The organism is Ruegeria sp. HKCCD6647-2 (assembly GCF_057221075.1).
Genome location: NZ_JBWVBD010000010.1, coordinates 51,617 through 70,876, shown reverse-complemented (window position 1 = coordinate 70,876; position 19,260 = coordinate 51,617). Strand labels below are relative to the sequence as shown.

Below are 19,260 nucleotides of genomic sequence, written 5' to 3'. Positions count from 1 at the left end.
CCGCGAAGGCGGCCGCACCGTCGGCGCCGGCGTCGTGTCGAAAATCATCGAGTAATCGGGGGCGGTTTTGAGATTATTCGCCGAATAATCTCGGACCCAACCGGTGAACCAAAGAAGGCCGTCCCTCAAGGGGCGGCCTTTTTCGTTTTTTACAACAGTGGGCCGAAGCACTTCGGCTCTGAAAGCGGCGCAGCCGCAGGTTTTTACAGTGTGGAAAAATCGATGTGGAGATATAGAAGTTCTCGACCGTCTTCGCTGAAGGTTGCTCTCACACCCATGCCATAGGGGACGGCCCTTCGAATGCGGGATAGAATGCCAGACGTTGGGAAACGCGGCCCGTTTCTCTTGATCGACCATCCGCCGTCGACGCGTAATGTGCCATTTCGGTTTTGGTAGGGTTTTTCGGAACTGAAATTCTCGCCCACATGAAAGCCTTGGGCTTCTAACCATGATGCAGCCTCGGGCACTCCACCCCATTCGTGTAGCAACCTGAACATACAAACCTGTGCATCTCCGTTGGTTGAAATCTTATCCCAATCCATTCGAAGCAAATCTTCGTGGGTTTCTGCATCGGCTCCGGTTTCAAGGCAGGACTGAGCATCTGGAAACTGGTATGACGCACGCACAACATCACTATTCATTCTGTTTGCAAATCGCAGTTGGAACTCCGGTTGACCTGAATTTAGTGGCAGCGTTGAAAAGAATAGTGCCGTTACAAGTGATTTGAGGAAGTAGAGAAAGACGCCCAGAACGAAGAGTGCAATCGCCTTCTTTGGGAGGTTAGCATTTCGAAAACCCTCGGGTGGCCAGAAATACTCTTGCTTGATCTTCGGACTTTTCATCCATCGAAGCGTCAATAAGCCCAGTAAAGCCAGAACAAGGAATGCGCCCAGCAAAACGTAGGAAAAGCCCAATGGCGCATTCAGAAGCAGTGCCATTGTGAGTAACGCGGACCAAGTCGTTACCGATCCGTCTGGATTAATTACTCTAGGCCCAATGCAGAAGGTGAGGACAGAGCCCAAAAGGAACGCGAGTGAAGCTAATGCAAATAACAGCATCAGCCAAAAAAGCTGTAACGCGATTGCGTAGGTGTAATGGATGTTGGGGTCATCGTTAAACAAGTGTGCAATATCAAATGCACCCACATGCAACAAAGCGGAAACCACAATAGAATTGGATAACAAAGCTGGCGTCAAAGCGTAGGGCTTCCCACTGATTCAAAAAGGCAAACGCGTGTAAACCTGTCAGATACTCAGTACTAAGGACGACTCAGTTTAAAGTGGTTTTCAAGTCCGGTATTCCCAACCAAAAAGTGAATCTACCAATGCTTCGCGCAGATGGTGTTCTCGGATTGACATGTGGTTATCAACTGCCGTTTTAGAGAGAACCAACAAACCCCTTGCCAAACCCTGCCAACCCAACTAATACGCGCGAGTTCTCAGTAAGAACATCAAGGCGGGGTGATTCCCGCCTTTTGGGTTCGATGAGGGTTGGCGATGCGCGTCTGTCCTCCTCTCAACCTCAACGCCTGATAAAAGGCTGTTACTATGCAAAGCCAAAACATCCGTATTCGGCTGAAGGCATTTGACTATCGCGTCCTGGATGCCAGCACGCAAGAGATCGTCAACACTGCCAAGCGGACCGGCGCGAACGTGCGCGGCCCGATCCCGCTGCCGAACAAGATTGAGAAGTTCACGGTTCTCCGTGGCCCTCACGTTGACAAGAAATCCCGCGACCAGTTCGAGATCCGCACGCACAAGCGTCTCCTCGACATCGTTGATCCGACCCCCCAGACCGTTGACGCGCTGATGAAGCTCGACCTCGCTGCTGGTGTGGACGTCGAGATCAAGCTGCAGTCGTAAGATCGGAGGGTATAGATTATGCGCTCTGGTATTATCGCAAAAAAAGTTGGCATGACCCGCCTGTTCATGGAAGACGGCAAGCAGATCCCTGTGACCGTTCTTCACCTGGACAACCTGCAGGTTGTTGCACAGCGGACCGCTGACAAAGACGGCTACACCGCCGTTCAGCTGGGCGCCGGTGCTGCCAAGGCAAAACGCACCTCGAAAGCCATGCGCGGTCACTATGCCGCTGCAAAGGTTGAGCCCAAGCGTAAGCTGGCCGAGTTCCGCGTCTCCGAAGATGGCCTGATCGATGTGGGAGCCGAGATTTCGGCGGAACACTTCCTGGAAGGTCAGAAAGTTGACGTTTCGGGCACCTCGATCGGTAAAGGCTTTGCCGGTGCGATGAAGCGCCACAACTTCGGTGGTCTGCGCGCCTCGCACGGTGTTTCGATCAGCCACCGTTCGCACGGTTCGACCGGTCAGTGTCAGGACCCGGGCAAGGTGTTCAAAGGCAAAAAGATGGCCGGTCACATGGGTGCTGCCCGTGTCACCACCCAGAACCTGGAAGTCGTCAAAACCGACGCCGACCGTGGTCTGGTCTTCATCAAAGGCGCCGTTCCCGGACCGAAATCGGGCTGGGTCACCGTCAAGGACGCCGTCAAGAAGAAAGCACCCGAAGGTCTGCCGTTCCCGGCAGCCGTAAAAGGTGCCGCAACTGAAGCACCTGCGGAAGAAGCGCCCGCGGAAGGTGGTGAAGCATGAAACTTGATGTAATCAAACTGGACGGCGGCAAAGCCGGCAACATCGAGCTGGATGCGGACCTGTTCGGCCTGGAGCCGCGCGCGGACATCCTGCACCGTGTGGTCCGTTGGCAGCGCAACAACGCGCAGGCCGGCACCCACAAGGTGAAGACCCGCTCGGAAACCAGCTACTCGACCAAGAAGATCTATCGCCAGAAGGGCACCGGTGGCGCTCGTCACGGTGACCGCAACGCGCCGATCTTCCGCAAGGGTGGTATCTACAAGGGCCCGACCCCTCGTTCGCACGGCCACGACCTGCCGAAGAAGTTCCGCAAGCTTGGCCTGCGCCACGCTCTGTCGGCCAAAGCCAAGGCAGGTGAACTGGTTGTGATCGAGAACGCCGAAGCTGAAGGCAAGACCGCCGCTCTGGCCAAACAGGTTGCAAACCTGGGCTGGAAACGCGCTCTGGTCATCGACGGCGCGACCGTGAACGAAGGTTTCCTGAAGGCGTCGCGCAACATCGAGGGTCTGGATATCCTGCCGTCGATGGGTGCAAACGTTTATGACATCCTCAAGCGTGACACTCTGGTGCTCACCAAAGCGGCTGTCGAAGCACTGGAGGCTCGTCTGAAATGAGCGCGAAGGCAGAACACTACGACGTGATCCGCAAGCCGATCATTACTGAGAAGTCGACCATGGCGTCCGAAAACGGCGCGGTTGTCTTTGAAGTGGCGATCGACAGCAACAAGCCGCAGATCAAAGAGGCCGTTGAGGCGCTGTTTGGTGTGAAGGTCAAAGCGGTGAACACCACCGTGACCAAAGGCAAGGTCAAGCGGTTCCGCGGCCAGCTGGGCCGTCGGAAAGACGTCAAGAAAGCATATGTGACCCTGGAAGAGGGTAACACCATCGACGTGTCCACCGGTCTCTGATCGGATCACGTTTGTGGAGAGAGATAAAGGCCCCCGCGAAAGCGGGGGTTTTTTGTTGGACCAGAGCGCAAGCCGCGCCAGCGACTGCCCGTGGGGTGGCGCTGTAACGTCTGATCGGCGCACTTTATGGTGCCAAATACATCCGAACTCATAGCAAGGCGCAAACGTCCCCAAAGCGCCAGCCCGCCGGGGCGGGCAGTTGCTGGCGCGGCGGCCTTCGGCCTTGTTCCGCGCTGAATGATATTCCACTTTGTCGCTACCAAGTTGATAAGAAGACTTCGTATTCGAAGCTGCGAGCCGCAGCTCATATTTTTTGGACACAACAAAACATGACAGAGAATACACAATCGCTGTTCAATATGCTGGGCAATACAATCCTCAATGCAGTTTCAAAGGGGCTAGAAGACCGAGAGCTACCTCATGAGGAACTTCTTGAGTTGGTCGATGTTGCCATACAGGAGAGTGAGCAAGCCCTACTTGAAATAACGAAGCAAAATGCTCCTGAGATGCTCCAAATGGAACGGCAAGCACAGGCTGCCTTCGAAGAACGAAACTACGAGCGATGGCAAGAACCTCTAGATTTACTCAGAACCCTTTGGGTCTGTTGTAAGGAAATTGGCGAGGTGCACTCACAAGAGGGACCGTGTGGCGGTGATGATTTGGTCTTTGATACATTGGCTCATATTCACCCAAGAGCACTTCTTATAGTTAGCGAGATACTTTGCCTTTTGGAGGGAGGGTATGCGGACGGAGCGCTCACACGTTGGCGCTCATTGCACGAACTTGCAGTAACCGCGATGTTTATTAAGAAGCATGGTCGAGACATGGCCACAAGTTATCGACTTAGTCATTGGTTCTCGAACTCACGAGCCGCAAAGCAATACAACAAGTATGCTGCACAAAGTGGCTTAGCGCCTCTTTCCGAACAGGATTTGGAGGCCATTGAGACAGTCCGCGAGAAAGCACGGATACAACTTGGTAAAACTCTCAAAACGGATTGGGATTGGGCATCTGAAGTTGTCGGAAAGCCAAGGCCAACCTTTTCCGATATTGAAAAAGATGTCGAGATGGATCACTGGCGCCCGCGGTATCGATGGGCGTGTGGTCATATTCATGCAGGCTTTGAGCGGCCTGAAAAACTCCTTGGTATGAGCGAAAGTGAAAGTCTCGCATTTCAGGTTGGACCAAGTAACTCGGGTCTAGTCGACCCCCTTCAAATGGCAGCACTCTCGCTAATGCAAATGACCACGACGTTTTTGCTCTGCGGCGAACCTGACTTGGATCGTGTGATCTATAGTCGGATGCTGCTGGCAATGGCGGAAGAGATCGGACCAATTGCGCAGGAGAACAAGATTCAGACATTTGGCGAAGTGCGTTCATAGCCTTTTCGGCGTCATTGGTGACAATGGAAACATGTCAGAAGTAAAAGGTTCGCATACCTATAGACACCCACCCCCAACCCTGTTACACGCTCCCAATCTTACGGCCTCGGATTCGTTCCGGGGCCTCTGATATTTGTAACCGGGGACCTTCGGGGCCCTATACCCTTGGCACCTACGGGGGCCTATCACATAGCGGGGAAATCCCCTGCACTTGCTAAACGGAAGACAGAAAGCATGGCACTCAAGTCGTACAAGCCGACGACGCCGGGCCAGCGCGGGCTGGTGCTGATCGACCGTTCGGAGCTTTGGAAAGGACGTCCGGTCAAGTCTCTCACTGAGGGTTTGACCAAATCGGGCGGCCGGAACAACACCGGACGGATCACTTCACGCCGCCGCGGCGGTGGCGCAAAGCGTCTCTACCGGATCGTTGACTTCAAACGGAACAAATTTGATGTCGCGGCAACCGTCGAGCGGATCGAATATGACCCGAACCGGACCGCATTCATCGCACTGGTAAAATATGAAGACGGCGAGCAGGCGTATATCCTGGCTCCGCAGCGTCTGGCTGTTGGTGACAAGGTCATCTCGTCGGCAAAGGCCGACATCAAGCCGGGCAACGCAATGCCGTTCTCGGGCATGCCCATCGGTACCATCGTCCACAACATCGAAATGAAGCCCGGCAAGGGCGGTCAGATCGCACGTGCGGCCGGTACTTACGCTCAGTTCGTTGGTCGCGATGGCGGCTACGCTCAGATCCGTCTGAGCTCGGGCGAGCTGCGCATGGTCCGTCAGGAATGCATGGCCACCATCGGTGCCGTGTCCAACCCCGACAACTCGAACCAGAACCTCGGTAAAGCCGGTCGTATGCGCCACAAGGGCGTTCGTCCGTCGGTGCGTGGTGTTGCAATGAACCCGATCGATCACCCGCACGGTGGTGGTGAGGGTCGTACCTCGGGTGGCCGTACACCGGTTACGCCGTGGGGCAAGGACACCAAGGGTAAGCGTACCCGCAACAAGAACAAAGCGTCCCAGAAGCTGATCATCCGCTCGCGGCACGCCAAGAAGAAGGGACGTTAATCCATGTCTCGCTCTGTTTGGAAGGGTCCTTTCGTCGATGCTTACGTGCTGAAAAAAGCCGAAGCAGCGCGCGAGTCGGGCCGCAACGAAGTCATCAAAATCTGGTCGCGTCGTTCCACCATTCTGCCCCAGTTCGTGGGTCTGACCTTTGGTGTGTACAACGGCCAGAAGCACATCCCCGTCAACGTCTCGGAAGACATGATCGGTCAGAAGTTCGGTGAATACTCGCCGACCCGTACCTATTATGGCCACGCCGCAGACAAAAAAGCGAAGCGGAAGTAAGTCATGGGCAAGGAAAAGAACCCCCGCCGCGTGGCTGAAAACGAAGCAATGGCGAAAACGCGCATGCTCCGTACCAGCCCGCAGAAACTGAACCTGGTTGCGCAAATGATCCGCGGCAAGAAAGTTGAGAAGGCTCTGACCGACCTGACTTTCTCGAACAAGCGTGTCGCGCAGGACGTCAAGAAGTGCCTGCAATCCGCAATCGCGAATGCCGAAAACAACCACAACCTGGACGTTGATGAACTGATCGTCGCCGAAGCATGGGTTGGCAAGAACCTGGTCATGAAGCGCGGTCGTCCGCGTGCCCGCGGCCGTTTCGGCAAGATCATGAAGCCGTTCTCGGAGATCACCATCAAGGTGCGTCAAGTTGAGGAGCAAGCCTAATGGGTCATAAAGTAAATCCGATCGGCATGCGCCTGCAGGTCAACCGCACCTGGGATAGCCGCTGGTACGCCGACACCAAGGACTACGGTGATCTTCTTCTGGAAGACCTCAAGATCCGTGAGTTCATCAACAAAGAGTGCAAGCAGGCCGGTGTTGCCCGTGTGATTATTGAACGTCCGCACAAGAAGTGCCGCGTTACGATCCACACTGCACGTCCCGGTGTCATCATCGGCAAGAAAGGTGCAGACATCGAAGTTCTGCGCAAAAAGCTTGCTCGTATGACCGACAGCGAACTGCACCTGAACATCGTCGAAGTGCGCAAGCCTGAGCTTGACGCGCAGCTGGTTGCCGAGTCCATCGCTCAGCAGCTGGAGCGCCGCGTCTCGTTCCGTCGCGCGATGAAGCGGTCGGTTCAGAACGCCATGCGCATGGGCGCCCTGGGTATCCGGGTGAACGTCGCTGGTCGTCTGGGCGGCGCCGAAATCGCACGGACCGAGTGGTACCGCGAAGGCCGCGTGCCTCTGCACACCCTGCGTGCCGACATCGATTACGCACATGCCGAAGCGATGACCCCGTACGGGATCATCGGGATCAAGGTCTGGATCTTCAAAGGTGAGATCATGGAGCACGATCCGCAGGCACGTGACCGTAAAGCACAGGAACTCCAGGACGGCCCTGCACCTCGTGGTGCTGGTGGCGGTCGTCGCTAAGGAGGGAAAGATATGCTTCAACCAAAGCGTACAAAATTCCGCAAGATGCACAAAGGCCGGATCAAGGGTCTCGCCAAGGGCGGCTCTGATCTGAACTTTGGCACTTACGGCCTGAAAGCTCTTGAGCCTGAGCGTGTAACTGCACGCCAGATCGAAGCTGCACGTCGTGCCATGACGCGTCACATGAAGCGTCAGGGTCGTGTCTGGATCCGCATCTTCCCCGACACTCCGGTCACTGCAAAGCCGATCGAAGTTCGTATGGGTAAAGGTAAAGGTTCGGTCGACCGCTGGGCATGCAAAGTCAAGCCTGGCCGCGTGATGTTCGAGATCGACGGCGTCAATGACGACATCGCCCGTGAGGCCCTGCGCCTGGCTGCGATGAAGCTGCCGATCAAGACTCGCGTCGTGGTTCGCGAAGACTGGTAAGCGATCCGGGGGCAACCCCGTTCGTGACAAAATTGACCCCCGTTGGGACACCGGCGGGGGTTTTTGTTTAAGGACGGTAGTGCGAGCGAAAATTCAGGCCTATCGTTTCAATCAGTAGATATGTGAGAGTGGCAACATGCCATTTTGGCATCTGCTCTTCTAGCTTTTTGGTGATGTCAGGGCTGTCTGCCAGATAGTCGATGCACGCTGTTCATCGGGAAAGGGGTTTTCCCCAATTTTTGTTAATAGGTCGTGCCCGCTTTCCTTCATTCTCGCAATGAAGTTGTGCATAGCAAGAGACAACGCGAGACTTTTGACCGACGCATGATTGCCAAACCTGTTTAGAGCGTTGTCGAATTTTTCTTGGTGCTTAGATAAAACAAACCGCTTCGAAGAATGCGCTGCCTTGTTCCGCACGGTCCTCATATCATCAATCGCATAGAATGATTGTTCGCTTAGGATCCCTAGGATAAACAACGCTTTGCTTTTCATGGATAAGCTTCCAAATGCACCTCCATAACCTGTGGCGTCTTTGAAGATCTTGGCGCTGGCTTTTTCACTTTTGTACTGAGAAATCATCTCAAGGAGAAATTCATCCACGATGTGGCATGCAATCAGGACCGCTCCCCGCTCGCTCTCGCTGAGGATTACATCATAAATTCGCTCCATTCGGTCGGAGAACTGCAACCAATTTTCCATTTTTTTCCTTTCTAATTAATCGTTGGCGAAAGAGATGGTTTCGTTTCTTTTGGGCTATTTCTGCTTTTAGAAACACATTATTAGGCACCCATGCCACAGATTGAATCACTCTTCGTTACCCGTCTCTACCGCGCATCCTTGTCCGAGTTTGATCCCAAGATCGACCCGGAGGAACTGGAAAGCTCATGCCTTGTCATCGCCGGGGATGACGAAGCCGGTCAGGAATGGTGTGAGGAAAACGGCTATCCCGGCTATACCAGCTATGCCTCGCTGACCGATCTGCCCTGGCGGTTCCCGATCTTCGCCGATCTGGTCGCTGCGTTGGATCAGCACGTGGCTGCCTTTGCCAGTGATCTGGAGTTCGATCTGGGCGAAGGCGAGCTGAAGCTCGAGGACCTGTGGATCAACATTTTGCCCGAGGGCGGGATGCATTCCAGCCACCTGCATCCGCACAGCGTGATCTCGGGCACTACCTATGTGGCGATGCCCGAAGGGGCAAGCGCGTTGAAGCTGGAAGACCCCCGCTCAGGCCGCATGATGGCTGCGCCGACGCGCCTGAAAGGTGGGCGGCGCGACTTGCAGCCGTTCATCTATATGAAGCCTCAGGTCGGCGACGTCCTGTTGTGGGAAAGCTGGCTGCGCCACGAAGTGCCGATGAACATGGCCGAGGAAGAGCGGATCAGTGTAAGCTTCAATTACAAGTGGGATTGATGAGGCAAATTGCGGTCCACCATCACGTCGGATGAAAAAGCGAAGTATTGGAATGTGCCGCAGTCTTAAGCCCGTCGATCACGTGGTCGATAAAGGCGGTCTGCTTTTTAGGTGACAAGAAAGCTTTGCGACCGATGTCGACGATATCGAATTCAACGGGTACAGGACAGCCGTCCCGGAATACCAATCCCGTTTTCGCGATTTGCTGATAAATACTTGCGGACACATCTTCGATTGGCTTGACGTGGTGGCCGTGTGTCGCAATGCCATAGATTCCGCCTCCAAAATAGGTCACCAACGGTGCCTGTTCGCGAAGTGCGTCCGAAATGCATTCGGCGATATCTGTCACTTGATCCAAGAATTCTCGCGAGGTGCATCTTTCATAAATGGATGTGATGTTCGTTACCGTGAGAATCTGAAGCCTCGTGGCTCGGAAATCCAGTCGGCCCAACTGCGCAAGGTAGTTTTCAAATGCGTGAACCCGCAGAACTCCATCAACGTCGTCAATTGGTATCGCATCGCAAAGTTCGATTGTTTTGGGTTGGTGGCCAAGCTGAATGGCCTGGGGCGGCGCTTGTGCAATTTGTGCCAACTGCTCAACTCGGATGGATGCAGTTTCGGCCAGTTTGACGCGCAATTTCAGATCGGTGAAGTCGATAGGTTTGATCACGTAGTCGGTGGCCCCGGCGGCAAAGGTTTCGTCAACATGCCGTTTGTCCGACATCGCGGTGACCATTATGATTGGCTTAAAAAGATAACCGGGACGGGACCTGATGCGTCTGCAAAGCTCAACCCCTGTCATTCCTGGCATTTGTATATCCAGAAGAAAGAGATCAAAGGGGCTGCTGGCCTGTTCAATCCTCTCTAGGGCTTGAGCCCCAGATTGCGCTGTTTCAATACTGTGTTCCCCGGACATTTCCAGGCCGAGGGAGAGCACTTCCAAAATGTCGGCATCGTCGTCGACAATAAGAACCTTCATGGCGGAACTCCAAGACGTCGAGCAGTGCGGGATTTAACAGGTAAAACAAAGAAAAAAGAATGACTCAGAACAAGGATTGCCCGGCGAATTTACTACAATCTAAACACAATGATACTTAGCGTACGCTACCGCATAAATTGTTCAATTGAAAAGATGTTTTTGAATTGCATTAAGTTTTTTTGGAAATAAGCATGCTTATTGCCAAATGCTTGGTTGATTTGCGATCTTCAAGCGTGCCTAAGCCCGGGTGTGACGCAATTGGTGAGGGCTACAAACTTTCCCTTGCCACCCACCCCCTAAACCCTTATACGGCGGCATCCTGCAAGTCCCCCGGCCGAGTCGGGGGATTCGCATGTCTATCATTCATCCACCAGGTCCAAGGTGACCCTGTCAGGGGGCCTTCTGGTGTTTTGAGCAAAGGAAAAAGGCGATGAACGCCCAAGAACTGCGTGACAAGACCCCGGACCAGCTCCGCGAGGAACTGGCCAACCTGAAGAAAGAAAGCTTTAACCTGCGCTTTCAACAGGCAACCGGTCAGCTGGAAAACACTGCCGGCATCAAAGCGGCCCGCCGCAATGCTGCCCGCGTCAAAACCATTCTGAACGAAAAGGCCGCTACCGCGGCATCCGAGGAGTAATCAGATGCCCAAGCGTATCCTGTCCGGCACCGTAACAAGCGACGCCAACGAGCAGACCGTAACCGTTCTGGTCGAACGCCGCTTCAAGCACCCGCTGCTGCACAAAACCGTTCGTAAGTCCAAGAAATACCGGGCTCATGACGAAAAGAACGCCTTCAAGGTCGGCGATACAGTCCGCATCATCGAATGCGCGCCGAAATCGAAGACGAAACGTTGGGAGGTTCTGGAGGCGTAAGCCACCAGGACTTTTCCATTTGTCGAAACCCTGGGGGATTTAACAAGACCAGCCCCCACAGGTCGGGAGAAACCACATGATCCAGATGCAGACCAATCTGGATGTCGCTGACAACTCCGGCGCCCGCCGAGTTCAGTGCATCAAGGTCCTGGGTGGTTCCAAGCGTAAATACGCCTCCGTCGGCGACATCATTGTCGTCTCGGTGAAGGAAGCCATCCCGCGCGGCCGCGTGAAAAAAGGGGACGTCCGCAAGGCCGTCGTCGTACGCACCGCCAAGGAAGTCCGCCGCGAAGACGGCACCGCGATCCGTTTCGATCGCAACGCCGCCGTCATCCTGAACAACAACAACGAGCCGATCGGTACCCGTATCTTTGGCCCGGTTGTTCGTGAACTGCGCGGCAAGAACTTCATGAAAATCATCTCGCTGGCTCCGGAGGTGCTGTAATCATGGCTGCTAAACTCCGCAAAGGCGACAAGGTCGTCGTGCTGGCCGGCAAGGACAAGGGCAAAGAGGGGACCATCACCTCGGTTGACCCGAAAGCCGGTAAAGCTGTTGTCGACGGCATCAACATCGCCATCCGCCACACCCGTCAGTCGCAGAACTCGCAAGGTGGTCGCCTGCCTCAGGCAAACCCGATCGACCTGTCGAACCTGGCTCTGCTGGACAAGAACGGCAAAGCAACCCGCGTCGGCTTCCGCATGGAAGGTGACAAGAAGGTTCGCTTCGCCAAGACCACAGGGGACGTGATCGATGCTTGATAACGCAACCTATACCCCGCGTCTGAAAGCTCAGTACGCTGACTCCATCCGTGCCGCTCTGAAAGAAGAGTTCGGCTACAAGAACGACATGCAGCTTCCTAAGCTGGAAAAAATCGTTCTGAACATCGGTTGTGGTTCTGAGGCTGTCAAAGACTCGAAGAAAGCTAAAGCTGCTGTCGAGGATCTGACTGCGATTGCCGGTCAAAAGGCCGTTGCAACCAAGGCGAAGAAGTCGATCGCGGGTTTCCGCGTCCGTGAAGACATGCCGCTGGGCGCAAAAGTGACCCTGCGCGGTGACCGGATGTACGAATTCCTGGATCGTCTGATCACCATCGCGCTGCCGCGCGTTCGTGACTTCCGCGGTGTGAAACCCTCGTTCGATGGCCGTGGCAACTTTGCCATGGGCATGAAAGAGCACATCGTGTTCCCGGAAATCGACTTCGACAAGGTCGACGAGGTCTGGGGCCTGGATATCGTAATTGCCACCACAGCGAAAACCGACGCTGAAGCGAAGAGCCTGTTGAAAGCATTCAACATGCCGTTCAACGCGTAAGCGCCGGGAGGATTGAGACATGGCTAAAAAAGCAATGATCGAACGCGAGAAGAAGCGCGAACGCCTGGTGGCCAAATATGCCGCAAAGCGTGCCGAGCTGAAAGAAATCGCGAATGACGAGAGCCGCCCGATGGAAGAGCGCTTCAAAGCGCGTCTGAAACTGGCGAAACTGCCGCGCAACAGCTCGGCTACCCGTCTGCACAACCGTTGTCAGCTGACCGGTCGTCCCCACGCTTACTACCGTAAGCTGAAGGTCAGCCGTATCGCGCTGCGCGAGCTGGGTTCTGCTGGTCAGATCCCCGGCATGGTGAAATCGAGCTGGTAAGGGAGACATAGATATGAATGATCCTATCGGCGATATGCTCACCCGTATCCGCAACGCGCAAATGCGCGGCAAGTCCACCGTTTCCACCCCGGCTTCCAAGCTGCGCGGTTGGGTTCTGGACGTGCTGGCGGACGAAGGCTACATCCGTGGCTATGAAAAGACGACCGGTGAAAACGGTCATCCGGCCATCGAAATCAGCCTGAAATACTACGAAGGCACCCCTGTTATTCGTGAACTGAAGCGGGTTTCCAAGCCCGGTCGCCGCGTGTACATGGGCGTCAATGACATCCCGCAGGTCCGTCAGGGTCTGGGCGTGTCGATTGTCAGCACTCCGAAAGGTGTGATGTCGGACGCAAACGCTCGCTCCAACAATGTTGGCGGCGAAGTGCTCTGCACCGTCTTCTAAGGAGGTCTGCAATGTCTCGTATTGGTAAAAAACCGGTCGAGCTGCCCAGCGGCGTTTCCGCCTCTGTGTCGGGTCAGACCATCGAAGTCAAAGGTCCGAAAGGCACCCGCAGCTTCACCGCCACTGACGATGTAACGCTGTCGGTCGAGGACAACGTGGTCAAGATCGACCCGCGTGGTTCGTCCAAACGTGCGCGTCAGCAGTGGGGCATGAGCCGCACCATGGTTGCCAATCTGGTGACCGGTGTGACCGAAGGCTTCAAGAAGGAACTGGAGATCCAGGGTGTGGGTTACCGCGCTCAGATGCAGGGCAACACCCTGAAGCTGAACCTGGGCTACAGCCACGATGTTGATTTCGTTGCTCCGGAAGGTGTCACCATCACCGCACCGAAGCAGACCGAAGTCGTTGTGGAAGGAATCGACCAGCAGCTGGTGGGCGAAACTGCGGCCAAAATCCGCGAGTGGCGCCGTCCCGAGCCGTATAAGGGCAAGGGTATCCGCTATAAGGGCGAGTTCATCTTCCGCAAGGAAGGCAAGAAGAAGTAAGGACGCAAACAATGGCAAACAGCAAAAGAACCCTGTTTCTGAAGCGCCGCCTGCGCGTTCGGAACAAACTTCGCAAAGTCAACGCGGGCCGTGTACGCCTGTCGGTTCACCGTTCGAACAAGAACATCAGCGTTCAGCTGATCGACGACGTTCGTGGCGTGACCCTGGCCGCAGCCTCGACCCTGGAAAAAGACCTGGGCGTAGTTGGCAAGAACAACATCGAAGCGGCCACCAAAGTGGGCGCGGCCATCGCCGAGCGTGCCAAGAAGGCAGGCGTCGAAGAGGCCTATTTCGATCGTGGTGGCTTCCTGTTCCACGGCAAAGTGAAGGCTGTCGCCGACGCTGCGCGTGAAGGTGGTCTGAAGATCTAAGACCTGAGGGCAGCTTTGCGGCTGCCCCGATGATCCGGGGGCCTCGGCGACAGTCGGGGCTCACTTGGATTGAAGAAACGGCGCGACAAGCGCCACATGAGAAAAGGGATGCCAAATGGCAGAACGTGAAAACCGTCGGGGCCGTGGCCGCGACCGTGAAGAAGCGCCGGAATTTGCAGATCGTCTGGTCGCAATCAACCGCGTGTCGAAAACCGTAAAAGGTGGTAAGCGCTTTGGCTTCGCCGCTCTGGTGGTTGTCGGTGATCAGAAAGGCCGCGTCGGCTTTGGTAAAGGTAAAGCGAAAGAAGTACCTGAAGCCATCCGTAAGGCGACCGAACAAGCCAAGCGTCAGATGATCCGCGTGCAACTGCGCGAAGGTCGTACCCTGCACCACGACATCGAGGGCCGTCACGGCGCCGGTAAAGTGGTTATGCGTACCGCACCTGAAGGTACTGGTATCATCGCCGGTGGTCCGATGCGTGCCGTGTTCGAAATGCTGGGCGTAAAGGACGTTGTGTCCAAGTCGCTGGGCTCGCAGAACCCGTACAACATGATCCGTGCCACCATCAACGGCCTGCAGAAAGAGCAGAGCCCGCGTTCGGTTGCCGCGCGTCGTGGCAAAAAGGTTGCCGACATCCTGCCCAAGCGGGACGAAGCCCCTGCAGCCGAAGCGCCTGCTGCTGAAGCAGAAGCATAAGGAGAGCGACCCATGGCAAAAACCATCGTCGTCAAGCAGATCGGTTCCCCGATCCGTCGCCCCGCCGAACAGCGCGCAACCCTGATCGGCCTGGGCCTGAACAAGATGCACAAAACCCGTGAGCTGGAAGACACCCCTTCGGTTCGCGGCATGATCAACAAGATCCCGCATCTGGTAGAGATCGTCGAAGAGCGCGGCTAAGCGCACTTCCGTCGAACAAAGAAACGCCTCCGATCATTCGGGGGCGTTTTCTTTTTTGGTATTTGTCTGCTTTGAGCCCAAAGCGACAAAAAAGTAACGCCAAAGGTGTTAGGACTACCGGGCTTTCCCTACAGCTCTGGTGGCATTCGACCGGCTTAGCTCCAACGTCTTGACCTCACGCACCAGCTTTCTACGCAAAGCCTCTTCGACGGCATAATGGTCATAAGCTACTTCTACAAACGCACCCGGCCCACGAATGACATTTCGGGTCAGGTATTCAACAAACTCACCTAACGGCAGCTCGCCACCTATGGCGAGCGCGTTGACGGTAATTTCGTCATAAATGCCAACATTGTATAAAGAATGCGGGTGAACTCCTTCGTTGTTCAAACCGTCAACACTCAGGTCCAAGGTTTGACTCGCGCAGCTCGGAGCCTGCTCGAAGAGTTCTGCACCAAACACTAACGCATTCCCTATTGAGGTAGAACCAGACCAGGCACGAACGGTATTTGCGATGCGCTCTGAGGCCAAATCTAAGTCATGGCGACTCGTTATCAATGTCCAATCTAGGACCGTGCGCGCCAGGTAGGGTCCGCTCCATTCATACGCAGCAACGGCAACCGGAGACTGCGAAGAAAGGAATGCATCAACAACCTCCGGCGCTCTGAGAGCAGCAGCCAGCCCATCGCTCTGAAGAGAATAGTCGAATTGATCGATTGAAACAGAAACATCGATTGCTAAGGCCAGAGCAAGCCTGCAAGGCAGTGCCGGAGTGGGAACTGACCAAACCAGAACAAGCCATGCAACTAGGCAGTTGTATCTGCCAATTCGGTGTTTCGGCTTCATTCGCGGAATTTAACTTGGCCGGGTCTCACGCGTCAAACCCCGACAAGAACGGAGGATCTAACCGTAAGAGTAGAGAAGTGTCATCGGTGAATGGTTGAGCGAGGCCCTAAGGCGGCTCCGGTCCGCAAAGCGGACCTAAGTTGTAAGTGGTGCCGAGTGTCCGGATTTCCGGGGCATTCCCTCAACGCATACCGGCCAGACCGAAATCTGCATTGTTAGCGTTATCTTTCGCGCCTATCTGAGCCTTGTCCCTAAAGGATCACAAAAGGAAACACCGGGGAATACGCCTCGGTACAAGAAAGGAATAGAGATATGGCACATACAACTGCACTGACACATGGCGGCTTCAACCTGAGCGCCCGCATTGCGAAGTTTATCGAAGGCGTGAAGGAAACCCGCGAAAAGGCGATCGAGTACCACCGCACCTACAATGAACTTCAGCGCCTGTCCAACCGCGAGTTGGACGACATCGGTGTCCGTCGCTGCGACATCGCAGACATCGCGCAAAAGCACGTCTATTGCGTGTAAAGCGTCACTGCATCCGACCCCCGAGGCGCCCTGTGGCGCCTCTCTTGATTCTGGGGGACTGATCACGAATTGGCGGTCTGCTGGGCGGAAGACACAACAATCCTTGCAACCGAAGGCGCAACGCTGTATCGGGCTCCGGTGGCATTGCGTCCACGAGAATCAAAACCAAGAAATGCCGTGGTTGGCCCATCACGCTTCGGGGTCACATCCGGCTTAGGAGAAGCGAAATGAAACTGAACGAATTGCGCGACAATCCTGGCGCGAGCCCGAAACGGACCCGCGTAGGCCGTGGCCCCGGTTCCGGCAAAGGTAAAATGGGTGGCCGTGGTATCAAAGGCCAGAAATCCCGTTCGGGTGTGGCCATCAATGGCTACGAAGGCGGCCAGATGCCGCTGTACCAGCGTTTGCCCAAGCGTGGCTTCAACAAGCCGAACCGCAAGGAATTCGCAGTTATCAACCTGGGTCTGATCCAGAAATTCGTTGACGCAGGCAAGCTGGACGCCAAGGCAGCGATCACCGAGGACGCACTGGTTGCCTCCGGTTTGGTCCGTCGCAAGCTGGACGGTATCCGCGTTCTGGCGAAAGGCGAAATCAGCGCCAAAGTGAACCTGGAAGTCACCGGTGCATCGAAAGCTGCCGTCGAGGCAGTTGAAAAAGCGGGCGGTTCACTGAAAGTCACAAAAGCTGCTGCGGCAGAGTAAGCGCTTGTGAGCGGGCAAAGACCCGCTTACATAGACTTCAGAGTTTTCCAAGACGCCGTCCGAGCCGGAAAACGGTTCCGGGCGGCGTTTGCATAAGAGAGACCGATTTATGGTATCAGCAGCAGAACAAATGGCGGCCAACACGAGCTGGGCTGCCCTTGGCAAGGCCACCGATCTGCGCAACCGCATCCTGTTCACGCTGGGTTTGCTGATCGTCTATCGTCTGGGCACATTCATTCCGGTGCCGGGGATAGACGGGCAAGCACTGCGCGAGTTCATGGAGCAGGCGGGGCAGGGCATCGGCGGCATGGTTTCGATGTTCACCGGCGGGGCGCTGGGGCGGATGGGTATCTTTGCCCTCGGCATCATGCCCTATATTTCGGCCTCGATCATCGTGCAGCTGCTGACCTCGATGGTTCCCGCGCTTGAGCAACTCAAGAAAGAGGGCGAGCAGGGCCGCAAGAAGATCAACCAATATACTCGTTTCGGCACCGTGGCGCTGGCCACCGTTCAGGCCTATGGTCTGGCCGTATCGCTGGAATCGGGCGATCTGGCGACCGATCCGGGGCTCTATTTCCGCTTTTCGACCATGATCACGCTGGTCGGCGGCACCATGTTCCTGATGTGGTTGGGTGAACAGATCACCGCGCGTGGCATCGGTAACGGTATCTCGCTGATCATCTTCGTCGGCATCATCGCCGAGGTTCCGGCCGCGTTGGCGCAGTTCTTCGCGAGCGGGCGCAGCGGTGCAATCAGCCCGGCCGTCATCGTTGGTGTGATCGTGATGGTCATTGCCGTGATTACCTTTGTGGTGTTCATGGAACGCGCCCTGCGCAAGATCCACATCCAGTATCCGCGCCGTCAGGCCGGTATGAAGGTGTACGAAGGCGGCTCGAGCCACCTGCCGGTCAAAGTGAACCCGGCGGGCGTTATCCCGGCGATCTTCGCAAGCTCGCTGCTGCTGTTGCCGGTGACGATCTCGACCTTCTCGTCAGGTGCCACCAACGGGCCGATCATGTCGTGGCTGTTGGCCAACTTTGGCCCCGGACAGCCGCTGTACCTGCTGTTCTTCGCCTCGATGATCGTGTTCTTTGCATATTTCTACACGTTCAACGTGTCGTTCAAACCCGACGATGTGGCGGACAACCTCAAAAAGCAGAACGGTTTTGTGCCGGGCATCCGTCCGGGCAAAAAGACCTCGGAATATCTGGAATATGTCGTCAACCGCGTGCTGGTTCTGGGTTCGGCCTATTTGGCGGCGGTCTGTCTGCTGCCTGAAATCCTGCGGGGCCAGTTTGCTATTCCGTTCTATTTCGGCGGCACCTCGGTTCTGATCATCGTCTCTGTGACCATGGACACGATCCAACAGGTTCAGAGCCACCTGCTGGCGCATCAATATGAAGGGCTGATCGAAAAGTCCCAGCTGCGCGGCAAAGGCAAGAAACGCGGCAGAAAGGGAGCTGCTCGTCGATGAACATCATACTTCTTGGCCCCCCGGGGGCCGGCAAGGGGACGCAAGCGCGTCACCTGGTCGAGACACGCGGCATGGTTCAGCTCAGCACCGGTGACATGTTGCGCGAAGCCAAGACCTCGGGCACCGAAATGGGCAAGAAGGTCGCCGCGATCATGGATGCGGGCAAGCTGGTCACGGATGAGATCGTGATCGGACTGATCGAAGAGAAACTGACCACCGAAACCGGCGCCGGATTTATCTTCGATGGCTTCCCCCGCACACTGGCGCAGGCCGATGCACTGGCGGCGCTGCTGGCCAAGCTGGGCCAGTCGCTGCACACCGTGATCGAGATGCGCGTGGATGATGAGGCTTTGGTGCAGCGGATCACGGCGCGTTCGACCTGCGGCGGCTGCGGTGAGGTCTTTAATGACATCACCAAGCCCATCCCAGCGGATGGCAAATGCACCAATTGCGGCAAGGAAAATGACTTCGTCCGTCGCGCCGACGACAACGAGGACAGCCTGCGCACCCGCCTGATGGAGTATTACAAGAAGACGTCGCCGCTGATTGGCTACTACTATGCCAAGGGCGATCTGCGCCCGGTCAATGGTCTGGCAGACATCAAGGAAGTTACCGCCTCGATCGAGGCGATTCTGGGCTGACTTCAGGTTGGGGCTTGACGGCCCCTCCAAAAGCCCATATCGACCCACATCCCTATGGGAATCACTACTGCGTGCGGGATTCGTTTCGTTCGCCCCGACCACCTCGAATAATGCTGAACCCTCTGGCCTCACTGCCACGGTTAGGCGTTGTGAAAAAAGGTTCTGGAACTACGGAACC

General features: G+C 55.7%; 30 protein-coding genes. 26 read left to right on the top strand and 4 right to left on the bottom strand.

Features of this window, described 5'->3' with window-relative positions; translation table 11 throughout:
* Positions 1-203: 203 nt before the first annotated feature.
* Positions 204-1,166: a hypothetical protein gene (locus AC2TDJ_RS19900; RefSeq protein ID WP_480844417.1), complete on the bottom strand. Its 963-nt coding sequence runs from the start codon at positions 1,164-1,166 to the stop codon at positions 204-206.
* A 381-nt stretch (positions 1,167-1,547) separates the two neighbouring features.
* On the opposite strand from AC2TDJ_RS19900, the gene rpsJ reads away from it, so the two are divergent.
* The 10 genes from rpsJ to rplP all read left to right on the top strand — a co-directional run bounded on the left by rpsJ (position 1,548) and on the right by rplP (position 7,774).
* On the top strand, positions 1,548-1,862 hold the full coding sequence (gene rpsJ / locus AC2TDJ_RS19895; RefSeq protein WP_008756422.1) for a 30S ribosomal protein S10: 315 nt from the start codon (positions 1,548-1,550) through the stop codon (positions 1,860-1,862).
* An 18-nt stretch (positions 1,863-1,880) separates the two neighbouring features.
* Positions 1,881-2,606 (top strand): 50S ribosomal protein L3, encoded by a 726-nt coding sequence (rplC, locus tag AC2TDJ_RS19890; protein ID WP_170634762.1) that lies wholly within the window; start codon positions 1,881-1,883, stop codon positions 2,604-2,606.
* The gene (rplD, locus tag AC2TDJ_RS19885; protein WP_170334382.1) at positions 2,603-3,220 is read left to right on the top strand and encodes a 50S ribosomal protein L4; all 618 of its coding nucleotides are present in this window, start codon (positions 2,603-2,605) and stop codon (positions 3,218-3,220) included. Before rplC ends, rplD begins: the two co-directional genes overlap by 4 nt.
* Positions 3,217-3,513, top strand: a complete 297-nt coding sequence (locus tag AC2TDJ_RS19880; RefSeq protein WP_008757532.1) for a 50S ribosomal protein L23 — start codon at positions 3,217-3,219, stop codon at positions 3,511-3,513. The genes rplD and AC2TDJ_RS19880 overlap by 4 nt, the downstream gene beginning before the upstream one ends.
* Before the next feature lie 329 nt (positions 3,514-3,842).
* A complete protein-coding gene (locus AC2TDJ_RS19875) occupies positions 3,843-4,895 on the top strand; it encodes a DUF5677 domain-containing protein (protein WP_480844416.1) in 1,053 nt (350 codons plus the stop codon).
* A gap of 234 nt (positions 4,896-5,129) precedes the next feature.
* On the top strand, positions 5,130-5,972 hold the full coding sequence (gene rplB, locus AC2TDJ_RS19870) for a 50S ribosomal protein L2 (protein ID WP_480844415.1): 843 nt from the start codon (positions 5,130-5,132) through the stop codon (positions 5,970-5,972).
* Positions 5,973-5,975: 3 nt separating this feature from the next.
* A complete protein-coding gene (gene rpsS, locus AC2TDJ_RS19865) occupies positions 5,976-6,254 on the top strand; it encodes a 30S ribosomal protein S19 (protein ID WP_005980699.1) in 279 nt (92 codons plus the stop codon).
* A 3-nt stretch (positions 6,255-6,257) separates the two neighbouring features.
* The gene (rplV, locus tag AC2TDJ_RS19860) at positions 6,258-6,638 is read left to right on the top strand and encodes a 50S ribosomal protein L22 (protein ID WP_039538267.1); all 381 of its coding nucleotides are present in this window, start codon (positions 6,258-6,260) and stop codon (positions 6,636-6,638) included.
* Entirely contained in the window at positions 6,638-7,348 is a 711-nt protein-coding gene (gene rpsC / locus AC2TDJ_RS19855; protein WP_008758042.1) for a 30S ribosomal protein S3, read from the top strand. Before rplV ends, rpsC begins: the two co-directional genes overlap by 1 nt.
* Positions 7,349-7,360: 12 nt before the next feature.
* The gene (gene rplP, locus AC2TDJ_RS19850; protein WP_058283513.1) at positions 7,361-7,774 is read left to right on the top strand and encodes a 50S ribosomal protein L16; all 414 of its coding nucleotides are present in this window, start codon (positions 7,361-7,363) and stop codon (positions 7,772-7,774) included.
* A 159-nt stretch (positions 7,775-7,933) separates the two neighbouring features.
* On the opposite strand, the gene AC2TDJ_RS19845 is transcribed toward rplP, so the two are convergent.
* Positions 7,934-8,473, bottom strand: coding sequence for a hypothetical protein (locus AC2TDJ_RS19845; protein WP_480844414.1), 540 nt, complete (start codon positions 8,471-8,473; stop codon positions 7,934-7,936).
* A 90-nt stretch (positions 8,474-8,563) separates the two neighbouring features.
* On the opposite strand from AC2TDJ_RS19845, the gene AC2TDJ_RS19840 reads away from it, so the two are divergent.
* Positions 8,564-9,184 carry a 2OG-Fe(II) oxygenase family protein gene (locus tag AC2TDJ_RS19840; RefSeq protein ID WP_480844413.1) on the top strand — a complete coding sequence of 207 codons (621 nt, stop codon included), beginning with the start codon at positions 8,564-8,566 and terminating at the stop codon, positions 9,182-9,184.
* Positions 9,185-9,206: 22 nt separating this feature from the next.
* Here AC2TDJ_RS19840 and AC2TDJ_RS19835 read toward each other — a convergent pair whose 3' ends face one another.
* Complete coding sequence (locus AC2TDJ_RS19835; RefSeq protein ID WP_480844412.1) at positions 9,207-10,163, bottom strand: response regulator; 957 nt, start codon at positions 10,161-10,163, stop codon at positions 9,207-9,209.
* A gap of 430 nt (positions 10,164-10,593) precedes the next feature.
* Here AC2TDJ_RS19835 and rpmC point away from each other — a divergent pair, with 430 nt between their 5' ends.
* The 11 genes from rpmC to rpmD all read left to right on the top strand — a co-directional run bounded on the left by rpmC (position 10,594) and on the right by rpmD (position 14,892).
* Complete coding sequence (rpmC, locus tag AC2TDJ_RS19830; protein WP_480844411.1) at positions 10,594-10,800, top strand: 50S ribosomal protein L29; 207 nt, start codon at positions 10,594-10,596, stop codon at positions 10,798-10,800.
* 4 nt (positions 10,801-10,804) lie between these two features.
* Entirely contained in the window at positions 10,805-11,035 is a 231-nt protein-coding gene (gene rpsQ / locus AC2TDJ_RS19825; protein ID WP_170495397.1) for a 30S ribosomal protein S17, read from the top strand.
* A gap of 76 nt (positions 11,036-11,111) precedes the next feature.
* Positions 11,112-11,480: a 50S ribosomal protein L14 gene (rplN, locus tag AC2TDJ_RS19820; protein WP_039523372.1), complete on the top strand. Its 369-nt coding sequence runs from the start codon at positions 11,112-11,114 to the stop codon at positions 11,478-11,480.
* Positions 11,481-11,482: 2 nt separating this feature from the next.
* On the top strand, positions 11,483-11,794 hold the full coding sequence (rplX, locus tag AC2TDJ_RS19815) for a 50S ribosomal protein L24 (protein ID WP_480844410.1): 312 nt from the start codon (positions 11,483-11,485) through the stop codon (positions 11,792-11,794).
* The gene (gene rplE / locus AC2TDJ_RS19810; RefSeq protein WP_480844409.1) at positions 11,787-12,347 is read left to right on the top strand and encodes a 50S ribosomal protein L5; all 561 of its coding nucleotides are present in this window, start codon (positions 11,787-11,789) and stop codon (positions 12,345-12,347) included. The genes rplX and rplE overlap by 8 nt, the downstream gene beginning before the upstream one ends.
* Before the next feature lie 19 nt (positions 12,348-12,366).
* Positions 12,367-12,672, top strand: coding sequence for a 30S ribosomal protein S14 (gene rpsN / locus AC2TDJ_RS19805; protein WP_068340744.1), 306 nt, complete (start codon positions 12,367-12,369; stop codon positions 12,670-12,672).
* 13 nt (positions 12,673-12,685) lie between these two features.
* Positions 12,686-13,078: a 30S ribosomal protein S8 gene (gene rpsH / locus AC2TDJ_RS19800; RefSeq protein ID WP_068340741.1), complete on the top strand. Its 393-nt coding sequence runs from the start codon at positions 12,686-12,688 to the stop codon at positions 13,076-13,078.
* An 11-nt stretch (positions 13,079-13,089) separates the two neighbouring features.
* Positions 13,090-13,623, top strand: a complete 534-nt coding sequence (gene rplF, locus AC2TDJ_RS19795; protein ID WP_480844408.1) for a 50S ribosomal protein L6 — start codon at positions 13,090-13,092, stop codon at positions 13,621-13,623.
* Between the two features lie 11 nt (positions 13,624-13,634).
* Entirely contained in the window at positions 13,635-13,994 is a 360-nt protein-coding gene (rplR, locus tag AC2TDJ_RS19790; RefSeq protein WP_170328769.1) for a 50S ribosomal protein L18, read from the top strand.
* A gap of 115 nt (positions 13,995-14,109) precedes the next feature.
* Positions 14,110-14,691 (top strand): 30S ribosomal protein S5, encoded by a 582-nt coding sequence (rpsE, locus tag AC2TDJ_RS19785; protein WP_475157803.1) that lies wholly within the window; start codon positions 14,110-14,112, stop codon positions 14,689-14,691.
* 12 nt (positions 14,692-14,703) lie between these two features.
* Positions 14,704-14,892 carry a 50S ribosomal protein L30 gene (gene rpmD / locus AC2TDJ_RS19780; protein WP_005621828.1) on the top strand — a complete coding sequence of 63 codons (189 nt, stop codon included), beginning with the start codon at positions 14,704-14,706 and terminating at the stop codon, positions 14,890-14,892.
* A 114-nt stretch (positions 14,893-15,006) separates the two neighbouring features.
* Here the strand turns inward: rpmD and AC2TDJ_RS19775 are convergent, their stop codons facing one another.
* Positions 15,007-15,738, bottom strand: a complete 732-nt coding sequence (locus AC2TDJ_RS19775; protein WP_480844407.1) for a DUF1194 domain-containing protein — start codon at positions 15,736-15,738, stop codon at positions 15,007-15,009.
* A 312-nt stretch (positions 15,739-16,050) separates the two neighbouring features.
* On the opposite strand from AC2TDJ_RS19775, the gene AC2TDJ_RS19770 reads away from it, so the two are divergent.
* From AC2TDJ_RS19770 to AC2TDJ_RS19755, 4 genes are all read left to right on the top strand, one after another.
* Positions 16,051-16,266 (top strand): DUF1127 domain-containing protein, encoded by a 216-nt coding sequence (locus AC2TDJ_RS19770; protein ID WP_480844406.1) that lies wholly within the window; start codon positions 16,051-16,053, stop codon positions 16,264-16,266.
* Positions 16,267-16,493: 227 nt separating this feature from the next.
* The gene (rplO, locus tag AC2TDJ_RS19765) at positions 16,494-16,967 is read left to right on the top strand and encodes a 50S ribosomal protein L15 (RefSeq protein WP_480627262.1); all 474 of its coding nucleotides are present in this window, start codon (positions 16,494-16,496) and stop codon (positions 16,965-16,967) included.
* Between the two features lie 109 nt (positions 16,968-17,076).
* Positions 17,077-18,441: a preprotein translocase subunit SecY gene (gene secY, locus AC2TDJ_RS19760; protein WP_480844405.1), complete on the top strand. Its 1,365-nt coding sequence runs from the start codon at positions 17,077-17,079 to the stop codon at positions 18,439-18,441.
* Complete coding sequence (locus AC2TDJ_RS19755) at positions 18,438-19,082, top strand: adenylate kinase (RefSeq protein WP_480844404.1); 645 nt, start codon at positions 18,438-18,440, stop codon at positions 19,080-19,082. Before secY ends, AC2TDJ_RS19755 begins: the two co-directional genes overlap by 4 nt.
* Positions 19,083-19,260: the final 178 nt, after the last annotated feature.

Bases quoted from the DNA above. Each gene is read 5' to 3' on its own strand.
- rpsN (WP_068340744.1), top strand. From the start codon at position 12,367: ATGGCTAAAAAAGCAATGATCGAACGCGAGAAGAAGCGCGAACGCCTG.
- rplB (WP_480844415.1), top strand. From the start codon at position 5,130: ATGGCACTCAAGTCGTACAAGCCGACGACGCCGGGCCAGCGCGGGCTG.
- AC2TDJ_RS19755 (WP_480844404.1), top strand. From the start codon at position 18,438: ATGAACATCATACTTCTTGGCCCCCCGGGGGCCGGCAAGGGGACGCAA.
- rplP (WP_058283513.1), top strand. From the start codon at position 7,361: ATGCTTCAACCAAAGCGTACAAAATTCCGCAAGATGCACAAAGGCCGG.
- rpsC (WP_008758042.1), top strand. From the start codon at position 6,638: ATGGGTCATAAAGTAAATCCGATCGGCATGCGCCTGCAGGTCAACCGC.
- secY (WP_480844405.1), top strand. From the start codon at position 17,077: ATGGTATCAGCAGCAGAACAAATGGCGGCCAACACGAGCTGGGCTGCC.
- rpsE (WP_475157803.1), top strand. From the start codon at position 14,110: ATGGCAGAACGTGAAAACCGTCGGGGCCGTGGCCGCGACCGTGAAGAA.
- rplC (WP_170634762.1), top strand. From the start codon at position 1,881: ATGCGCTCTGGTATTATCGCAAAAAAAGTTGGCATGACCCGCCTGTTC.
- AC2TDJ_RS19770 (WP_480844406.1), top strand. From the start codon at position 16,051: ATGGCACATACAACTGCACTGACACATGGCGGCTTCAACCTGAGCGCC.
- rplN (WP_039523372.1), top strand. From the start codon at position 11,112: ATGATCCAGATGCAGACCAATCTGGATGTCGCTGACAACTCCGGCGCC.
- AC2TDJ_RS19845 (WP_480844414.1), bottom strand. From the start codon at position 8,473: ATGGAAAATTGGTTGCAGTTCTCCGACCGAATGGAGCGAATTTATGAT.
- rplO (WP_480627262.1), top strand. From the start codon at position 16,494: ATGAAACTGAACGAATTGCGCGACAATCCTGGCGCGAGCCCGAAACGG.
- rplD (WP_170334382.1), top strand. From the start codon at position 2,603: ATGAAACTTGATGTAATCAAACTGGACGGCGGCAAAGCCGGCAACATC.
- rplE (WP_480844409.1), top strand. From the start codon at position 11,787: ATGCTTGATAACGCAACCTATACCCCGCGTCTGAAAGCTCAGTACGCT.
- AC2TDJ_RS19875 (WP_480844416.1), top strand. From the start codon at position 3,843: ATGACAGAGAATACACAATCGCTGTTCAATATGCTGGGCAATACAATC.
- rpmD (WP_005621828.1), top strand. From the start codon at position 14,704: ATGGCAAAAACCATCGTCGTCAAGCAGATCGGTTCCCCGATCCGTCGC.
- AC2TDJ_RS19840 (WP_480844413.1), top strand. From the start codon at position 8,564: ATGCCACAGATTGAATCACTCTTCGTTACCCGTCTCTACCGCGCATCC.
- rpmC (WP_480844411.1), top strand. From the start codon at position 10,594: ATGAACGCCCAAGAACTGCGTGACAAGACCCCGGACCAGCTCCGCGAG.
- rpsQ (WP_170495397.1), top strand. From the start codon at position 10,805: ATGCCCAAGCGTATCCTGTCCGGCACCGTAACAAGCGACGCCAACGAG.
- AC2TDJ_RS19775 (WP_480844407.1), bottom strand. From the start codon at position 15,738: ATGAAGCCGAAACACCGAATTGGCAGATACAACTGCCTAGTTGCATGG.
- rplV (WP_039538267.1), top strand. From the start codon at position 6,258: ATGGGCAAGGAAAAGAACCCCCGCCGCGTGGCTGAAAACGAAGCAATG.
- rplF (WP_480844408.1), top strand. From the start codon at position 13,090: ATGTCTCGTATTGGTAAAAAACCGGTCGAGCTGCCCAGCGGCGTTTCC.
- rplR (WP_170328769.1), top strand. From the start codon at position 13,635: ATGGCAAACAGCAAAAGAACCCTGTTTCTGAAGCGCCGCCTGCGCGTT.
- AC2TDJ_RS19835 (WP_480844412.1), bottom strand. From the start codon at position 10,163: ATGAAGGTTCTTATTGTCGACGACGATGCCGACATTTTGGAAGTGCTC.
- rpsJ (WP_008756422.1), top strand. From the start codon at position 1,548: ATGCAAAGCCAAAACATCCGTATTCGGCTGAAGGCATTTGACTATCGC.
- AC2TDJ_RS19880 (WP_008757532.1), top strand. From the start codon at position 3,217: ATGAGCGCGAAGGCAGAACACTACGACGTGATCCGCAAGCCGATCATT.
- rplX (WP_480844410.1), top strand. From the start codon at position 11,483: ATGGCTGCTAAACTCCGCAAAGGCGACAAGGTCGTCGTGCTGGCCGGC.
- rpsS (WP_005980699.1), top strand. From the start codon at position 5,976: ATGTCTCGCTCTGTTTGGAAGGGTCCTTTCGTCGATGCTTACGTGCTG.
- rpsH (WP_068340741.1), top strand. From the start codon at position 12,686: ATGAATGATCCTATCGGCGATATGCTCACCCGTATCCGCAACGCGCAA.